This window comes from Marinobacter sp. CP1 (genome assembly GCF_001266795.1).
Classification (GTDB): domain Bacteria; phylum Pseudomonadota; class Gammaproteobacteria; order Pseudomonadales; family Oleiphilaceae; genus Marinobacter; species Marinobacter flavimaris.
Map to the genome: position 1 here is coordinate 2,769,451 of NZ_CP011929.1, position 13,576 is coordinate 2,783,026.

Annotated in this window: 14 protein-coding genes; 1 reads left to right on the forward strand and 13 read right to left on the reverse strand. The window is 59.6% G+C overall.

Features of this window, described 5'->3' with window-relative positions; all coding sequences use genetic code 11:
* Positions 1-21 precede the first annotated feature (21 nt).
* From panC to dksA, 10 genes are all read right to left on the reverse strand, one after another.
* Positions 22-870: a pantoate--beta-alanine ligase gene (gene panC / locus ACP86_RS12755; protein ID WP_053114245.1), complete on the reverse strand. Its 849-nt coding sequence runs from the start codon at positions 868-870 to the stop codon at positions 22-24.
* Complete coding sequence (gene panB, locus ACP86_RS12760) at positions 867-1,661, reverse strand: 3-methyl-2-oxobutanoate hydroxymethyltransferase (RefSeq protein ID WP_008169652.1); 795 nt, start codon at positions 1,659-1,661, stop codon at positions 867-869. Before panB ends, panC begins: the two co-directional genes overlap by 4 nt.
* A gap of 59 nt (positions 1,662-1,720) precedes the next feature.
* The gene (gene folK, locus ACP86_RS12765; RefSeq protein WP_053114247.1) at positions 1,721-2,218 is read right to left on the reverse strand and encodes a 2-amino-4-hydroxy-6-hydroxymethyldihydropteridine diphosphokinase; all 498 of its coding nucleotides are present in this window, start codon (positions 2,216-2,218) and stop codon (positions 1,721-1,723) included.
* Positions 2,218-3,582 carry a polynucleotide adenylyltransferase PcnB gene (pcnB, locus tag ACP86_RS12770; RefSeq protein WP_053114249.1) on the reverse strand — a complete coding sequence of 455 codons (1,365 nt, stop codon included), beginning with the start codon at positions 3,580-3,582 and terminating at the stop codon, positions 2,218-2,220. Before pcnB ends, folK begins: the two co-directional genes overlap by 1 nt.
* The gene (locus ACP86_RS12775; protein WP_008169646.1) at positions 3,575-3,784 is read right to left on the reverse strand and encodes a hypothetical protein; all 210 of its coding nucleotides are present in this window, start codon (positions 3,782-3,784) and stop codon (positions 3,575-3,577) included. Before ACP86_RS12775 ends, pcnB begins: the two co-directional genes overlap by 8 nt.
* A gap of 469 nt (positions 3,785-4,253) precedes the next feature.
* Positions 4,254-5,657, reverse strand: coding sequence for a sigma-54-dependent transcriptional regulator (locus tag ACP86_RS12780; RefSeq protein WP_008169641.1), 1,404 nt, complete (start codon positions 5,655-5,657; stop codon positions 4,254-4,256).
* A 7-nt stretch (positions 5,658-5,664) separates the two neighbouring features.
* Positions 5,665-8,628: an ATP-binding protein gene (locus ACP86_RS12785; protein ID WP_014575918.1), complete on the reverse strand. Its 2,964-nt coding sequence runs from the start codon at positions 8,626-8,628 to the stop codon at positions 5,665-5,667.
* Complete coding sequence (locus ACP86_RS23000) at positions 8,618-8,794, reverse strand: hypothetical protein (RefSeq protein ID WP_008173184.1); 177 nt, start codon at positions 8,792-8,794, stop codon at positions 8,618-8,620. The genes ACP86_RS12785 and ACP86_RS23000 overlap by 11 nt, the downstream gene beginning before the upstream one ends.
* Before the next feature lie 50 nt (positions 8,795-8,844).
* The gene (gene gluQRS / locus ACP86_RS12795; protein ID WP_008173183.1) at positions 8,845-9,717 is read right to left on the reverse strand and encodes a tRNA glutamyl-Q(34) synthetase GluQRS; all 873 of its coding nucleotides are present in this window, start codon (positions 9,715-9,717) and stop codon (positions 8,845-8,847) included.
* A gap of 61 nt (positions 9,718-9,778) precedes the next feature.
* On the reverse strand, positions 9,779-10,219 hold the full coding sequence (dksA, locus tag ACP86_RS12800; RefSeq protein WP_008173182.1) for an RNA polymerase-binding protein DksA: 441 nt from the start codon (positions 10,217-10,219) through the stop codon (positions 9,779-9,781).
* A 179-nt stretch (positions 10,220-10,398) separates the two neighbouring features.
* Here dksA and sfsA point away from each other — a divergent pair, with 179 nt between their 5' ends.
* Complete coding sequence (sfsA, locus tag ACP86_RS12805) at positions 10,399-11,130, forward strand: DNA/RNA nuclease SfsA (RefSeq protein WP_053114250.1); 732 nt, start codon at positions 10,399-10,401, stop codon at positions 11,128-11,130.
* Here sfsA and ACP86_RS12810 read toward each other — a convergent pair.
* The 3 genes from ACP86_RS12810 to ACP86_RS12820 are packed head-to-tail and all read right to left on the reverse strand — an operon-like array spanning position 11,114 to position 13,441.
* Positions 11,114-11,485, reverse strand: a complete 372-nt coding sequence (locus ACP86_RS12810) for a Rieske (2Fe-2S) protein (RefSeq protein WP_053114252.1) — start codon at positions 11,483-11,485, stop codon at positions 11,114-11,116. The two genes, sfsA and ACP86_RS12810, sit on opposite strands and share 17 nt — an antisense overlap.
* Complete coding sequence (locus ACP86_RS12815) at positions 11,482-11,850, reverse strand: pentapeptide repeat-containing protein (protein ID WP_014575923.1); 369 nt, start codon at positions 11,848-11,850, stop codon at positions 11,482-11,484. The genes ACP86_RS12810 and ACP86_RS12815 overlap by 4 nt, the downstream gene beginning before the upstream one ends.
* Positions 11,851-11,890: 40 nt before the next feature.
* A complete protein-coding gene (locus ACP86_RS12820; protein WP_413771721.1) occupies positions 11,891-13,441 on the reverse strand; it encodes an AAA family ATPase in 1,551 nt (516 codons plus the stop codon).
* Between the last annotated feature and the right edge of the window lie 135 nt (positions 13,442-13,576).

Sequence of the window (13,576 nt, forward strand, 5' to 3'; positions counted from 1 at the left end):
AGAGGTTCCTTTTCTGTTGGCTTATCGGGTCAGGGACAAGTTATCGATCAAGCGGGTGGTGCCCAGGAAAGCTGCCGTCAGGATGGTAATCTCCCGATCCTCGGCCGTGGCCGGTTTGAGTGTCTGACTGTTGACGATATTGAAGTAGTCCGGCCTGAGCCCTGCGTCCCCGAGACTTTGCTCAGCTTCGCTTTCCAGGGCCTGGAAGTCTGTACGACCATCGGTGATCTTGGCGGCAGTGGCCTGCAGCGTCTGGTAGACCGCCGGCGCAATCTGCCGTTCCTCGGGCGTCAGGTAACCATTGCGCGAGCTTTTCGCCAGGCCGTCGTCCTCTCTCACCGTGGGGCCGCCCACCACATCCACAGGGATCATCAGATCCCGGACCATTTTCCGGATCACGGCCAGTTGCTGAAAATCCTTCTCGCCGAATACAGCGAAGTCCGGCTGCACCATATTAAACAGCATGGTGACCACCGTGGCTACGCCCTCAAAGTGACCCGGGCGACTGGCGCCACAGTGGCCGTCGCTGACATCCGGCACGACCACCTGGGTCTGACTTGCCAGCCCTTCCGGATAGATTTCCTCTGCGGAGGGCGCGAATACCAGTGTGTTACCGGCCGAGGCGAGCTTGTCCTGGTCTTCAGCCAGGGTTCTCGGGTAGGTCTCGAGATCTTCGCCGGCTCCGAACTGCATCGGGTTCACGAAGATGCTGGTAACCACCACATCCGCCATCTCCGCTGCTTTGCGCACGAGGGAGATATGGCCCTCGTGCAGGTTGCCCATGGTGGGTACCAGGCCGATGGTTTTGCCCTGCTGCCGGTAGCCGCGGAGGATGGTTCTCAATTCTTTCAAAGAATGTACGGTTCTCATGCCTTGAACGTATGCTCCTCAGCGGGGAATGAGCGCTCGCCTACGGCTTTCACGTAGGCCTGGAGGGCTTCCTGTACCGAATCTGTTTCTGCCAGGAAGTTCTTGACGAATCGTGGCTTACGGCCAGTGGTAATGCCCAGCATATCGTGCAATACCAGAATCTGTCCGTCGGTGTCTGGCCCGGCACCTATCCCGATGACCGGTGCTTTGACGGCCTGGGAGATGCGTGCCGCCAGCGGCGCGGGAACGCACTCCAGCAGTATGGCATCGGCGCCGGCGGCTTCCAGCTCGCAGGCGTGCTCAATCATCATCTCCGCCGCTTTCTCGTCACGGCCCTGGACCTTGTAGCCGCCAAATTTATTGACGAACTGCGGCGTGAGGCCCAGATGTGCGCACACGGGCACGGCGCGCTCGGTCAGAGCGGTAATGGTTTCTTTCATCCAGTCCGTACCCTCGAGTTTTACCATGTGCGCGCCCGCGCGCATCAGTTCCGCTGCGTTCTCCAGGGCAGACTCGACCGTGCCGTAGCTCATGAAGGGCATGTCGGCCATGATCAGGGACCCACGGTTTCCTTTGGCCACGCAGCTGACGTGATACACCATCTGGTCCATGGTCACCGGCAGGGTGCTGTCATGCCCCTGAAGCACCATCCCGAGGGAGTCGCCGATAAGGATTACGTGAACGCCCGCTTCACTGACCACCTGGGAAAAGGTGGCGTCATAGGAGGTAAGGGCAGCGAAGGCTTCGCCCTTCTGCTTGAACTCACGCAGGGTATTGATGGTAACAGCCATAGAATCCTTGCCTTTTGGGTGGATGGGCCTGGGCGTGCCGGGGTATCGGCATTGAAGTGTTAAGGGTAATCCGCCGGTGGAAGCTTGCGCAAGCCGTTGTCGGGGCATTGGCTACGCAGTTTGGCAATCGGTGTGCCGTCGGGCAGAGTCAGGCCGGCCTTCAGGTCCAGCAGAGGCTGGAGCGCAAAGTCCCGGTTCCGCAGTTCCCGATGAGGTACGGTGAGGCGCTCGTCGTCCAACATCTGATCGCCGAAGATCAGTATGTCCAGATCAAGCGTTCGGGGTCCCCAGTGGCGAAGTCTCTCCCGGCCGTGCTGTTGTTCGACGTTCTGCAGTTCATCAAGCAGTTGGTGTGGTAGCAGGGAGGTTCTGAGCCATACCGCGCCGTTGACGAAGTCGGGCTGGTCCTGGGGGCCGACCGGGCGGCTGGCATAAAAGGGCGATTGGGCCACCAGTACCGTCTCCGGCAGGTTGGCCAGGGCGGAGACCGCCCGGGCCAACTGGGCTGCAGGGTCTTTCAGGTTGCTGCCAAGACCGATAAAGACGTCTGTCATCATTACTGGGCTGGGCGTTTGACCGGTTTGCGGCGGCGCCGCCGCTTCTTGGGGGCGTCGGTGCTCAGTTGTGAGAGCATTCGCTCCTGGCCCCGTTCATCTTCCTGCTGGAACTCGGTCCACCATTGGCCAAGCCCGGGCTCAATCTCACCAGACGCCTCGCGAACCAGCAGGAAATCGTAAGCGGCCCGGAACCGTGGATGAGTCATGGTGGCAAAGGCCCGCTTGCCCTGGCGTCGGGGCAGTCGCATCTGAAGTTCCCAGATCTCCTTCATCGGGCCAGAGAATCGTTTCGGAATCGAGGTTGCCTGCACCTGACGGCCAATCACCTTTCCAATGGCGCCGTGCAATGCGGGCTGGACCGGGTCACCGTTGTCCTGCCTGCGATGCCACTCTGCCTGAAGTGCCGGCCAAAGCATGGCGGCAAACAGGAAATAGGGCGTGACCGATTTGCCCTGGGCAATCCGGGCATCCGTGTTTCTCAGGGCCTGGCGGATCAGCTCGTCCGGCTCACCCGACTCAATGGCCCTGACCGTCTCCGGGAACAGAGGCTCCAGCAGATTGTAACGGGTCAGCAGGTCGTAAGTGGCTTCGCCATGGCCTGCGGAAAACAGTTTGAGCACTTCATCAAACAGGCGGGCCGGCGGAATATGGGTTAACAGTGGGGCCAGTTCCCCGATCGGGGCCTCGGTCTCCGGTTCGATGTCAAAGCCGAGTTTGGCGGCAAAACGGATAGCGCGAAGCATGCGCACGGGGTCTTCCCGGTACCGCGTCTCGGGATCGCCAATCAGTCGCAGCTGGCGGTTGCGCAGATCCTCGATCCCGTTGGCAAAGTCGATTACGGTAAAGTCGCGGATGCAGTAGTAAAGCGCATTGACGGTGAAGTCGCGACGCAGGGCGTCTTCTTCCTGGTTGCCGTATACGTTGTCACGCAGAAGCAGGCCGTGTTCACTGGTCCGGCGATCGTCATCATCGGTGTCGGTGTCTGCTTCGGCAGCGTTGCCCCTGAACGTGGTCACCTCGATGACCTCGCGGCCAAACACCACGTGGACAATCCGGAATCGCCGTCCGATCAACCGGGAGTTCCGGAACAGGTCGTGCACTTCCTCGGGGGTGGCATTGGTCGCGATGTCGAAATCCTTGGGCTTGCCGCCCAGCAGGATGTCTCTTACGCCGCCGCCCACGAGGTATGCTTCATAGCCTGATTTGTTCAGGCGATGCAGAACTTTCTTGGCGGGTTCGCTGATAACCGAGCGGGAGACGTTGTGCTGGTCCCTGGGGATTTCCCGTCGCTGGTAGGTGCGGGCTTTCTTTTTTCCGTTGCCGGGCATGAAGGAACGGAGTTTGTCGACAAGTCGTTTAGGCATTGAAATCCGTGGTTGCGATGAGCAAAAACCGAGAGTTTAACGGTTTGAGCAGGATTTGCACACGTTTGCCGTGGATTACCGTTTCGGAGCCCAGATAATCAAAAGGCGGATCCGTTTTCACGAATCCGCCCTCAAAGCGTTGACGATCTGCATTGTTTTTGTTTTTGCCGGGATTTTTCTTGGTTTTTGTACCCCACTGCATATCCCCACTTCAGGGGCATCTCAGCAGTGCAAACGGAAAGCTTTGAATACACAGAGCGGTCAGAGACATCGAGCGGGCCTTGGGTAGCTGCAGCGTCACCTGGAAGGTGATTCTTCTCTACATCTACAACTCGCACGTGCCGTGGGACCACTAAAAAGCAAAGTACCCAAAACACTCAGTTCGCTTACGTTCTGTTGTTGTTTTTGTTACCGAACGCATCCTGCAGCTTTTTGTTCTTGTTGTTGGCGCTGCTTTGTCACTCTTGTTTTTGTTGTTGTGCGCCAAATAGGTTGCAGTCCATGTGCCAGTTTTTGAATTTCTTTTATTAACAGGGCCTTACGATTTTGTAGGTCATAAGTGTTACCCCGTATTCAACCTAAGTGTTACTGAGGTCACGTTACTTTCGTGAGGAGTGTTACCGACAGGAACATGAGGTAACAACTGAGCCCGGGTTCATACTATGCCGGACTCAGTTGCCAGAGGATTTTTTCCGGGGTATGCCGAGACGCTGGCGACGTTCCCAGAGCGATTTTCGGCTGATGCCCAGTTTCTGGGCCAATTCTGTCTCGCTCATGCGGTCCTGGTTCTCGAGAACAAAATGCTGGAAGTAATCTTCGAGGGAGAGATCGTTGGACGCGTCCACCTCCCGGGTATGTGTCTGCTCGTTGTTGCCGTCCACGAGAGTCTCGGGGATGTATTCGTCGCTGCCTTCGCTGTCCAGGTCCAGCAATGAGGGCGTGATCACGTCGCCGTCACACAGGATGGTTGCGCGCTCAATGGCGTTCTCCAGTTCCCGTACGTTTCCCGGCCAGCGATGGCGTTCGAGGGCGCGCATCGCCTCGGGGCTTAGATTGAGATCGGGCTTGCCCATTCTCTCGCCCTGGCGTTTCAGGAAGCGGCGGGCCAGTCCCAGAATATCGCTCTGGCGCTCACGCAGCGGCGGGATACGGATCTGCATGACGTTCAACCGGTAGTAGAGGTCTTCCCGGAATTCCCCGGTACGCGTCATGGCCTTGAGGTTTCGGTGGGTGGCGGCAATCATCCGCACGTTGACGGTACGGCTCTGGGTGGAGCCGACTTTCCGGATCTCGCTCTCTTGCAGAACCCGTAGCAGGCGTGCCTGGGCTTCGGCCGGCAGTTCGCCGATTTCGTCCAGAAACAGGCTGCCGCCATCGGCGGCCTCGATCAGGCCGGTCCTGGCCGATACCGCGCCGGTGAAAGCGCCCTTTTCATGGCCGAACAGTTCCGATTCAATCAGGCTTTCGGGGATGGCCGCGCAGTTGACCGAGATCAGCGGCTTGGCAGCGCGCGGGCTGAGCAGGTGCAGGGCGCGGGCCGCCAACTCCTTGCCGGTTCCTGATTCGCCCTGGATCAGGACAGTGGTTTCTGTCGGTGCTACTTTACGGATCAGCGTGAACACCCGCTGCATTGGCTCACACTGGCCGAACATGATGTTGGCAGGATCGCTGCTTTCCGGCGTTTCCAGGGCTGGTGCCGAGTCGTCACCCGAGTTCCGGCCGGCGGGTTTCCGGGCCAGAATGTTTTCGACCGCGGCCAGCATTTCATCGTGATCAAACGGTTTGGCGATGTACTCAACGGCGCCCATTTTCATGGAGTCCACCGCTGATCTCAGGCTGGCATAGCTGGTCATGATCAGCACCGGCGTGTTGGGTGCGCGATTGATCAGTTCGGTGCCCGCAGCGCCTGGCAGACGCAGGTCGGAAATGATCAGATCGAACTGATCGGGTTCGTGGTTCTGTTCGGCTTCCTCAACGGAGGCCGCATCGGCGACCTCATAGCCGGCATGCAACAACAGTTTGCGCACTGCCGAGCGAATAATGTCTTCGTCTTCCACGATCAGAATGCGAGGCATAACAGTCTCAAGACCTTTGGTTCTGGCTGATGGCAATAGTGCCGGTTTCCGGTTCGTAGGCTGGCAATCTCAGCCTCACGCAGGTTCCGCGGCCGGTGTCGGCATTAGCCGGGCTTTCCACCTGAACGTTGCCATAGTGCTCTTCAATAATGCTGTACACCAGCGACAGGCCAAGACCGGTTCCCTTGTTGGGGGCCTTGGTGGTGTAAAACGGCTCGAAGATATGATCGAGTTGATCCCCGGGAATACCGGAGCCCTCATCAACCACCTCGATGATAGCGGAGTAGCCATCGCCCTTTCCACTGACCCGGATGGTACCGCCTTCCGGTGAGGCATCGCGGGCGTTCGCCAGCAGGTTGACGAATACCTGGACCAGACGCTGCTCATCTCCCAGCACCTGCAAAGAGGGCGGGCAGTCGTTGACATAGTGAATGCCCAGGCCCTTGTCGCTGAGCGACAGCAGGTTGATTGATTCTTCCACACAGCGATGAATCGCTACCGGCTCGTACCGGTTGGCCTGGGCATGATTGCCGGTGCGGGCAAAGTTCATCAGCGACTGCAAAATGGTAGAGATGCGCCGGGTCTGCTGCTGGATCTGGTCAGCGGTGTCCAGGATGTCCGGGTTGTCGGTTTCCAGTTTCAGGTTCTGGGCCAGGGATGAGATACCGGTGACCGGGTTCCCGATCTCGTGGGCGACACCGGCGGCGAGTCTTCCCACCGATGCCAGCCGTTCGCTGTGCATCAGTTCGTCCTCAAGCAGCCGCGTTTCGGTCTGGTCCTCGACCAGGATAATGCTGCCACCTTCGGTGTGGTCCGGTCCGCTCAGGGCCGCTTTGTGGAGGTTCAGCCAGTGGGGTTTGCCACGCAGGTCCAGGCGATGCTTGTAGCGATGCAGGTCCGGGCCACGGTTGAAGTCATCAAGCAGCAGGTGCCAGTGCTCGGGCAGTGCCATCAGCCTGGCACCGACCACGTCATCGGCGGTGATGCCGGTGAGCGCCTCCATGGCGTGGTTCCACATCAGGATTTCACCGTCCTCGCCCACGGAGCAGGCAGGAATCGGCAGGTTCTGAAGGGTCTGGCGGTAATGCCGGCGCAGGTTGTCCAGCTCGCCGGCCAGGCCGGTCAATCGGTTCTGGTAGTCGCCGAGGGCGCGTTCTACATAGCGGATGTCCTGGGCAGTGCCGCCCTGGGCCATGGGCTTGAAGCCGAGATGGCGCTTGACCATGTCCCGGGCCACGGAGGGGCCGAGCAGGCCAGACAGGTTTATTTCCACCTGGTCGCGCAGTCGCCTGAGCTGGTACGGCCGATACTCCACATTGGGCAGTTTCAACTGGCCCAGTGCCCGCTCCACTTCTCGCCGCGCCACACCGTAGCCCAGCGGCTCCGCTAACTGTCTCACAAAGTCACTGGAGGACGTGGCCAGCAATTCACGGCGTTGCGGACGGGACAGTGCGCCCAGTGAGCAGGCTTGGGCTGCGCTGTTCTCCTCACTGGTGCTGGTGCTGAGGATGGAAATCAGCGCAAACACGGTAATGTTGGCAGTCAGGCTTACGAACGTGAAGATATGCCAGTTGCTGTAGTCCGGTATCAGTGGCGCATCCAGCCAGGCCAGCAGATTGGCCGTGTGCGAGAATGGCAGCACGAGCGTCACCACCCAGATGGCCAGCCCGACAACAAGGCCGGCGATCAGGCCGCGGCGATTGCCCTCGGGCCAGTAAATCACGCCCAGGGCGCCGGGCAGCAGTTGCAAAGTGCCGGAGAGGGAAATGGCGCCGAGAATGGACAGGTCGAGGTTTTTGCCGACAACTTCATGAAACAGCAGCGCCAGGAAAATGATCACGGCGATGAGCAGGCGCTTGATCCACTGCAGCCACCGGTAGATATCGCCCTGGTCTTTCGGGGTTTTCAGGGGCAACACCACGTGGTTCAACGCCATGCCCGCCAGTGCCAGGGTGCTGACGATCATCAGGCCGCTGGCCGCTGACAGGCCGGCAATGTACATCAGCAGTGTCAGTGCCGGGCTTTCCATGGCCTGGGCTGCCCCGATGGCAAAGAATCCGGGCCCTGTGGTCACCGCCAGCTCCTGGCCTCCCCAGAGAATCAGGGGCACCGGCAGGCCGAGCAGCAACAGATAGAGTGGCAGGCCCCAGCTGGCTTTTGCCAGGGCCTTGGGCGAGGGGTTTTCGCTGAAGGTCATGTGGTACATGTGTGGCAGTACCAGAGCAGCAGCAAAGGACATCAGCATCAGTGCCCGCCAACTGCCGTCGTCAATGCTCAGGGTCATGGTTGTGGCTGGCGACGTCCGGTTGTCCAGCCAGCTTTCCAGTCCGCTCATGCCGTCAAAGACCCCGAAGAGAATGACGCCCCCGAGCACCAGCAATGCCACAAGTTTCACCAGCGAATCAAAAGCAATGGCCAGCACCAGTCCCTGATGGTTTTCCGAGTTCTGGTCGCGCCTTGCCCCGAATAGCATGGCGAAAAGCACCACGATCAAGCTGAACATCACGCTGATTACCGCAGGCGATGTGTCCGGCGCAAGAATGCTGGCAGAGGTGGCGACGGCCTGTATCTGCATGCTCAGCAAGGCCAGAATGGCCCCGCCGGAGCAGAGGGTGACCAGGGTGCCAGCCCACTGGCTTCGGTAGCGGTAGGCAAACAGATCGGCGAGGGACGTGAGCTGATAGGCGCGTCCGATCCTCATGACCGGGTTCAGAAGCACAGGCGCCAGCAGGAAAGCGCCGCTGATGCCGAGATAGTAAGCCAGAAAGCCGTAGCCGGATTCGGCGGCCATACCAACCGCGCCGTAGACCGCCCATATGCCGGCATAGACACCCAGACTGAGCACATAAACCAGGGGGTGGCGAACCCAGCGCCGGGGGACCATGCCTTTTTCGGTAAACCAGGCGATGCCGAACAGCAGAATCAGATACAGGAGGCTGGCGAGCAGCAGGCCGGAGGGACTAAAACTCATTGGGGTCCCGCCGCCATTCAAGCCAGAAACCGATGGCGATCAGCCCGGCCCAGATAAGGTAGGGGCTATACCAGACGTTTCCCGGCGAAGTCCACCAGTCAAGGATGTTGGGAGAAAAGATATAGATGGCCAGTACCAACAGGAAGACCAGACGGTAGATATACATCAGGCATGCTATCCGCGCTGAGGTGTGAGAAGGGCTTTATACCATGTCCCTCACCGGGATGTCAGGTGGATGGCGCCCCGTCGCCAGTTACTCCGGCCCCACTCCAGCAGCGAATCCAGCGAACCGCTGGCAAGGTTGGCAGGCGGGTTCTGACCAAGAGCAACGAGCGCCATGAACAGGTTGTCGACAGGCTTGTCATCATCAAGAGCTGGCGCATGGGTCTGCTTGCTCAGCTTCTGACCCTGCGCGTTGAGTATGACCGGGATGTGAAGCCAGCGTGGAGGAAGAGCACCCAGGGCACGATAAATCTGTTGCTGCTGCGCCGTCATGTCCAGCAGATCCGAACCACGCACCACGTCCGTGATGCCCTGATCAATGTCATCGACCACCACCGCCATTTGATAGGCGTAGAACCCCTCCTTGCGGAGGATGACCGGATCGTCAAGCTCTGCTTGCACCGTCTGGTGCTGGGGTCCCAGCAGCTGGTCCTGCCAGTGGCAGTCTTCGTCTTCGAGGGCAAAGCGGATTGCGAATGGCCGGTCACCGTCGATTTCTGTGCGAGTGCGGCACTGGTTCGGGTGGCGCCCCTCATTGGCCTGCAATTCCTTGCGCGAGCACTGGCAACGATACGCGTAGCCGCTTTCAAGCAGCCGGTTAACGGCGTGCTGATAGGCGTCGTGACGTCTGGATTGAAAGCGTACCGGCTCGTCGGGAAACAGCCCGTGGGCGTCAAGGCTGGCAATGATCTGGCCGGTCGCCTCCGGCGGCTCTCTCAGAGGATCCAGGTCTTCAATGCGGATAAACCACTGGCCGCCCTGGCTGCGGGCTTCCAGAAAGCTGGCAAGTGCGGTAACGAGGGAGCCAAAGTGCAGCGGGCCTGTCGGAGAGGGCGCAAACCGGCCCCGGTAGTGAGGGTTGTTCATGGCGGTCAGTCAGCCGGCGGGGCTGGGAAGAGCCCCAACCGGCAGCTGTTGCGTAGTAGGCTCAGATGCCGGTCTGGCGTTCGCGAATCTCGGCCAGTGTCTTGCAGTCGATGCACAGGGTGGCTGTTGGTCGAGCTTCCAGACGGCGGATACCGATTTCCACGCCACACTGATCGCAGAAGCCATAGTCGTCTTTGTCGATGCGGTCGATGGTCTGGTCAATCTTCTTGATCAGCTTCCGCTCGCGGTCGCGGGTACGCAGCTCCAGGCTGAATTCTTCCTCCTGGGTTGCGCGATCGCTGGGATCCGCGTAATTTGCGGCGTCTTCCTGCATGTGGTGCATGGTGCGGTCGACTTCTTCCATCAGCTCCTGCTTCCATTGCAGCAGCAGATCTTTGAAGTGCTGGAGCATTTCCGCACTCATGTACTCTTCACCCTTCTTCATTTCATAGGGGGTGAAGTTGGTAAAACGTTCGCGTGGTTGTTCTGCAGTAGTTGCCATTGAACCCGGCCTCTTGTTTGTACTTCACAAGAACGGTTTGCTTCCCTCCGCGTGAGCCCCCGTGGCTGCGCGGTTGTACCCTGGATGAAGCATTCGTCCTGAAACGGGAATTTGCGGAAAATAGCAGATTAGTCACGGGGGTGCCAGCCTTGTGACATCGACTTTTGTACGGAGATCACATGAAGTTTCCAGAACCGCTGGTTGAAGGCCGGCTTATCCGCCGCTACAAACGCTTTCTGGCAGACGTGCGTCTGCCGGATGGTTCAGAAATTACGGCCCATTGTCCGAACACCGGCTCCATGCTGGGCTGTCAGCCGGAGGACGCGCGAGTCTGGCTTAGCCATAGCGATAACCCCAAGCGCAAACTCCAGTACACCTGGGAGTTGGTGGAAACCTCGCCCGGGCAACTGGCCTGCGTGAACACCGCCCGGCCGAACAGCCAGGCCCGGGCGGCCGTGCAGGCCGGCACCGTGGTGGAGCTGGCCGGCTATTCCGAGTGCCGCGCCGAGGTTAAGTACGGTTCGGAGAAGAGCCGGATCGACCTGCTGCTTTCCGGCCATGACACCGCGGCCGATGCCTGGGTGGAGGTCAAGAATGTCACGCTGGCGGAAGATGCTCAGGGTTTTTTCCCCGATGCGGTGACCGAGCGCGGCCAGAAGCATCTGCGGGAGCTGATTGCCCAGGTTGAGCAGGGCGATCGCGCGGTGCTGTTTTTCGTGGTGAATCACACCGGTATTCAAACCGTTCGCCCGGCGGACCATATTGATCGAAAATACGGTGAGTTACTGCGGGAGGCCTGCGATTCTGGCGTGGAAGTGATCGCCTATCGTGCCGATCTGAGCGAGAGCGACGGCACGCCAACAGGTGTGTTGACCCTGACCGAATCGGTGCCCGTTATTCTGGAAGTCTGACCTCAATCTGGCCGTCCCGCTCCCGCAGGTCCAGCTGGGTGAGCGCATCGCCCTGGCAGGGCCCGGCAATGCATTCGCCGTCTGAGGGCTTGAACAGGGCGCCGTGGGTGGAACACTGGATAAACAGGTTGTCGGAATCCATGAACCGGCCGGGCATCCAGTTCAGTTCAACGCCCAGATGCGGGCAGATGTTCAGGTAGGCGCGGGGCGTGCCACCGTCCAGAAACAGGAACCCGGTCAGCGGCATGCCTGCCGGCTCCCGGGCCTTTTCCCGGAGCCGGAATTCCACGAATTGGCCCGGTGTCAGCTCGGAGGCCGGACAGACGGGCTGCCAGGTATGCGGGACGCTGCTCATTTCGGCAAGATCGTGTATCGCATGCGGGTCCCGTGATTCAGGGACATGACGATCTCATCGGCGTCCAGGCGATGCGGAAAATAGCAGCCGGAAATCTTGGCGCTGGCAATACTGGAGCCTTCCATTCGGGATTTCGAGAAGTCGACACCTCGCAGGTCGGCGCCCCGGAAGTAGGCGTGGCGGAAATCCAGCCCCTTGGCATCCATTCCCCTGAGATCCAGACCCCGGAAATCGCCATGGGCGAAACTGGGTAACTCTGCAAGCTTTGCCTTTTCAGCATTGAACGCCTGCATGTCCTCGCTACGAAGAATATCGTAGAGCGGGTGGCTGATCTGATGTACTTCGTGTTCGCTTTTATCGTCCATATCGAACCTCGCGCTCGCCAGTGGGAGCCAGTTGTTGTTCTTAGTCGGCCTTGCCGCCGGGGATACCCAGATGTTGGCGGATCCGGTCGGCCACCGCCTCTGCCACATGCTCCTGGTCAGTGTGAAGGTGGATGGTGTGGCTCTTCTCCTCCGCGGTTAACGGTTCAAACCAGGTTTGCTGGGCGTCCAGCAATTCCTCGGTTGCCTCGGAGGCATCGCCCTTGCGATTGCGGATCCACTCCCGGCGCAGATCTTCCGGCGCCTCGCAATGGATCAGGGCAAAGGGCACACCCTGATCTTCGGCTATCGATGCCAGCAGGGCCCGCTCTTTCTGTTTCAGGCTGGCGGCGTCCACAATCACCGGGAAACCGGCTGCCAGAACGTGACTGGCAAGCTCCGCCAGCCGCTGATAGGTTTTCTCTGTCGCTTCCTCGGTGTAAAGATTGCCGCCGGTCGGTGAGCGGGAGCTGTCGAGTGGGGCCAGTCCGTGCAGGCGCTTGCGCTCGACATCGGAGCGCAGGCGTATCAGCCCCAGTTCATTGGCCATGGCGGCGCTGACGCAGGTCTTGCCGCTGGCGGACAGCCCGGTGGTTGCCAGCAGATAGTGATTCGGAATAGTGCCGTAATCCTCGGCCAGCTGGGCGTAGGCTCGATAGCGCTGCATCAGGTCGGCTTTTTCAGCATCGGTGAGCCCCGGGTTCCCCATGGTAAACAGGGCTATCTTGGCGCGCACCATAGCCCGGTATGCCTTATAAAGCGGCAACAAGGGCAGGGCTTCGAAGTCGTCGCGGTATTCCAGGTACGTATTGAGCACCTGATTGGCAAGGGCGCTTTCCCCACGGGACTCCAGATCCATCAACAGGAACGCGAGATCGTTGATCACGTCGATCCATCGGAAGGGCTCGTTGAATTCGATGCAGTCGAAAACGGTGACCTCGCCCTCGAAGCGGGTGATGTTCGCCAGATGCAGGTCGCCGTGGCACTCCCGGACCATACCGCTGGCGCGGCGAAGGGCAATCAGCTCCCGGTGGCGCTCGAAGGTGGATTCGGTCCAGGCCTGGAGGTTGTCCAGCTGCATAAGCAGATCCGAATCGTCAATCATCGGACGGATCTGGTCGAAGTTCTCCTGCATGGCGGCGAATACGGCTTCCGGAGTGCCAAGCGGCTTGTCGTCCGGCACAGGCGGTAGCTGCTCATGGAAGGCCGCGACCTGACGGGCCAGGTCCGTGAGTGGTTCGGGCGTCAGCTTTCCCTGTTCCTGCAGGCGATCGAAGAGATGCTCCTGGCCGAACTGACGCATCTTGATGGCGTATTCGAAGGCTTCTCCCTCCCCACCGAGGATGGGGTTGTCGGGCGTGCCGGTGATGGGTACCACCTCCAGATACAGTTTGTTGGCCAGTCGCCGATTGAGCCTGAGCTCCTCCTCGCAGAAATGCTTTCGGCGATCGAGGGTGGAGAAGTTCAGGAAGCCGAAATCCATGGGCTTCTTGATCTTGTAGGCGTAGTCACCGGTCAGGATCACCTGTGAGATGTGAGTTTCGATAACCTGCAAACCATCGACAGGATGGTCGTACAGGTATGGATTCTGCATGGCCAGAATCAGATTGCCTGGGGATGTCTCACTCACCGTGCTCTCCTCGCGTTCCCTGAACCCATTGATTTTTCTTGCTCTATCATAACGGGCAGATTACAGAAATAACACACGGATGGCCTGCCTTCCTCACCG

Excerpts from the sequence above, each read along its gene's own strand:
- panC (WP_053114245.1), bottom strand. The coding sequence starts at position 870 with ATGAGAACCGTACATTCTTTGAAAGAATTGAGAACCATCCTCCGCGGC.
- panB (WP_008169652.1), bottom strand. The coding sequence starts at position 1,661 with ATGGCTGTTACCATCAATACCCTGCGTGAGTTCAAGCAGAAGGGCGAA.
- folK (WP_053114247.1), bottom strand. The coding sequence starts at position 2,218 with ATGATGACAGACGTCTTTATCGGTCTTGGCAGCAACCTGAAAGACCCT.
- pcnB (WP_053114249.1), bottom strand. The coding sequence starts at position 3,582 with ATGCCTAAACGACTTGTCGACAAACTCCGTTCCTTCATGCCCGGCAAC.
- ACP86_RS12775 (WP_008169646.1), bottom strand. The coding sequence starts at position 3,784 with ATGCAGTGGGGTACAAAAACCAAGAAAAATCCCGGCAAAAACAAAAAC.
- ACP86_RS12780 (WP_008169641.1), bottom strand. The coding sequence starts at position 5,657 with ATGCCTCGCATTCTGATCGTGGAAGACGAAGACATTATTCGCTCGGCA.
- ACP86_RS12785 (WP_014575918.1), bottom strand. The coding sequence starts at position 8,628 with ATGAGTTTTAGTCCCTCCGGCCTGCTGCTCGCCAGCCTCCTGTATCTG.
- ACP86_RS23000 (WP_008173184.1), bottom strand. The coding sequence starts at position 8,794 with ATGTATATCTACCGTCTGGTCTTCCTGTTGGTACTGGCCATCTATATC.
- gluQRS (WP_008173183.1), bottom strand. The coding sequence starts at position 9,717 with ATGAACAACCCTCACTACCGGGGCCGGTTTGCGCCCTCTCCGACAGGC.
- dksA (WP_008173182.1), bottom strand. The coding sequence starts at position 10,219 with ATGGCAACTACTGCAGAACAACCACGCGAACGTTTTACCAACTTCACC.
- sfsA (WP_053114250.1), top strand. The coding sequence starts at position 10,399 with ATGAAGTTTCCAGAACCGCTGGTTGAAGGCCGGCTTATCCGCCGCTAC.
- ACP86_RS12810 (WP_053114252.1), bottom strand. The coding sequence starts at position 11,485 with ATGAGCAGCGTCCCGCATACCTGGCAGCCCGTCTGTCCGGCCTCCGAG.
- ACP86_RS12815 (WP_014575923.1), bottom strand. The coding sequence starts at position 11,850 with ATGGACGATAAAAGCGAACACGAAGTACATCAGATCAGCCACCCGCTC.
- ACP86_RS12820 (WP_413771721.1), bottom strand. The coding sequence starts at position 13,441 with ATGCAGAATCCATACCTGTACGACCATCCTGTCGATGGTTTGCAGGTT.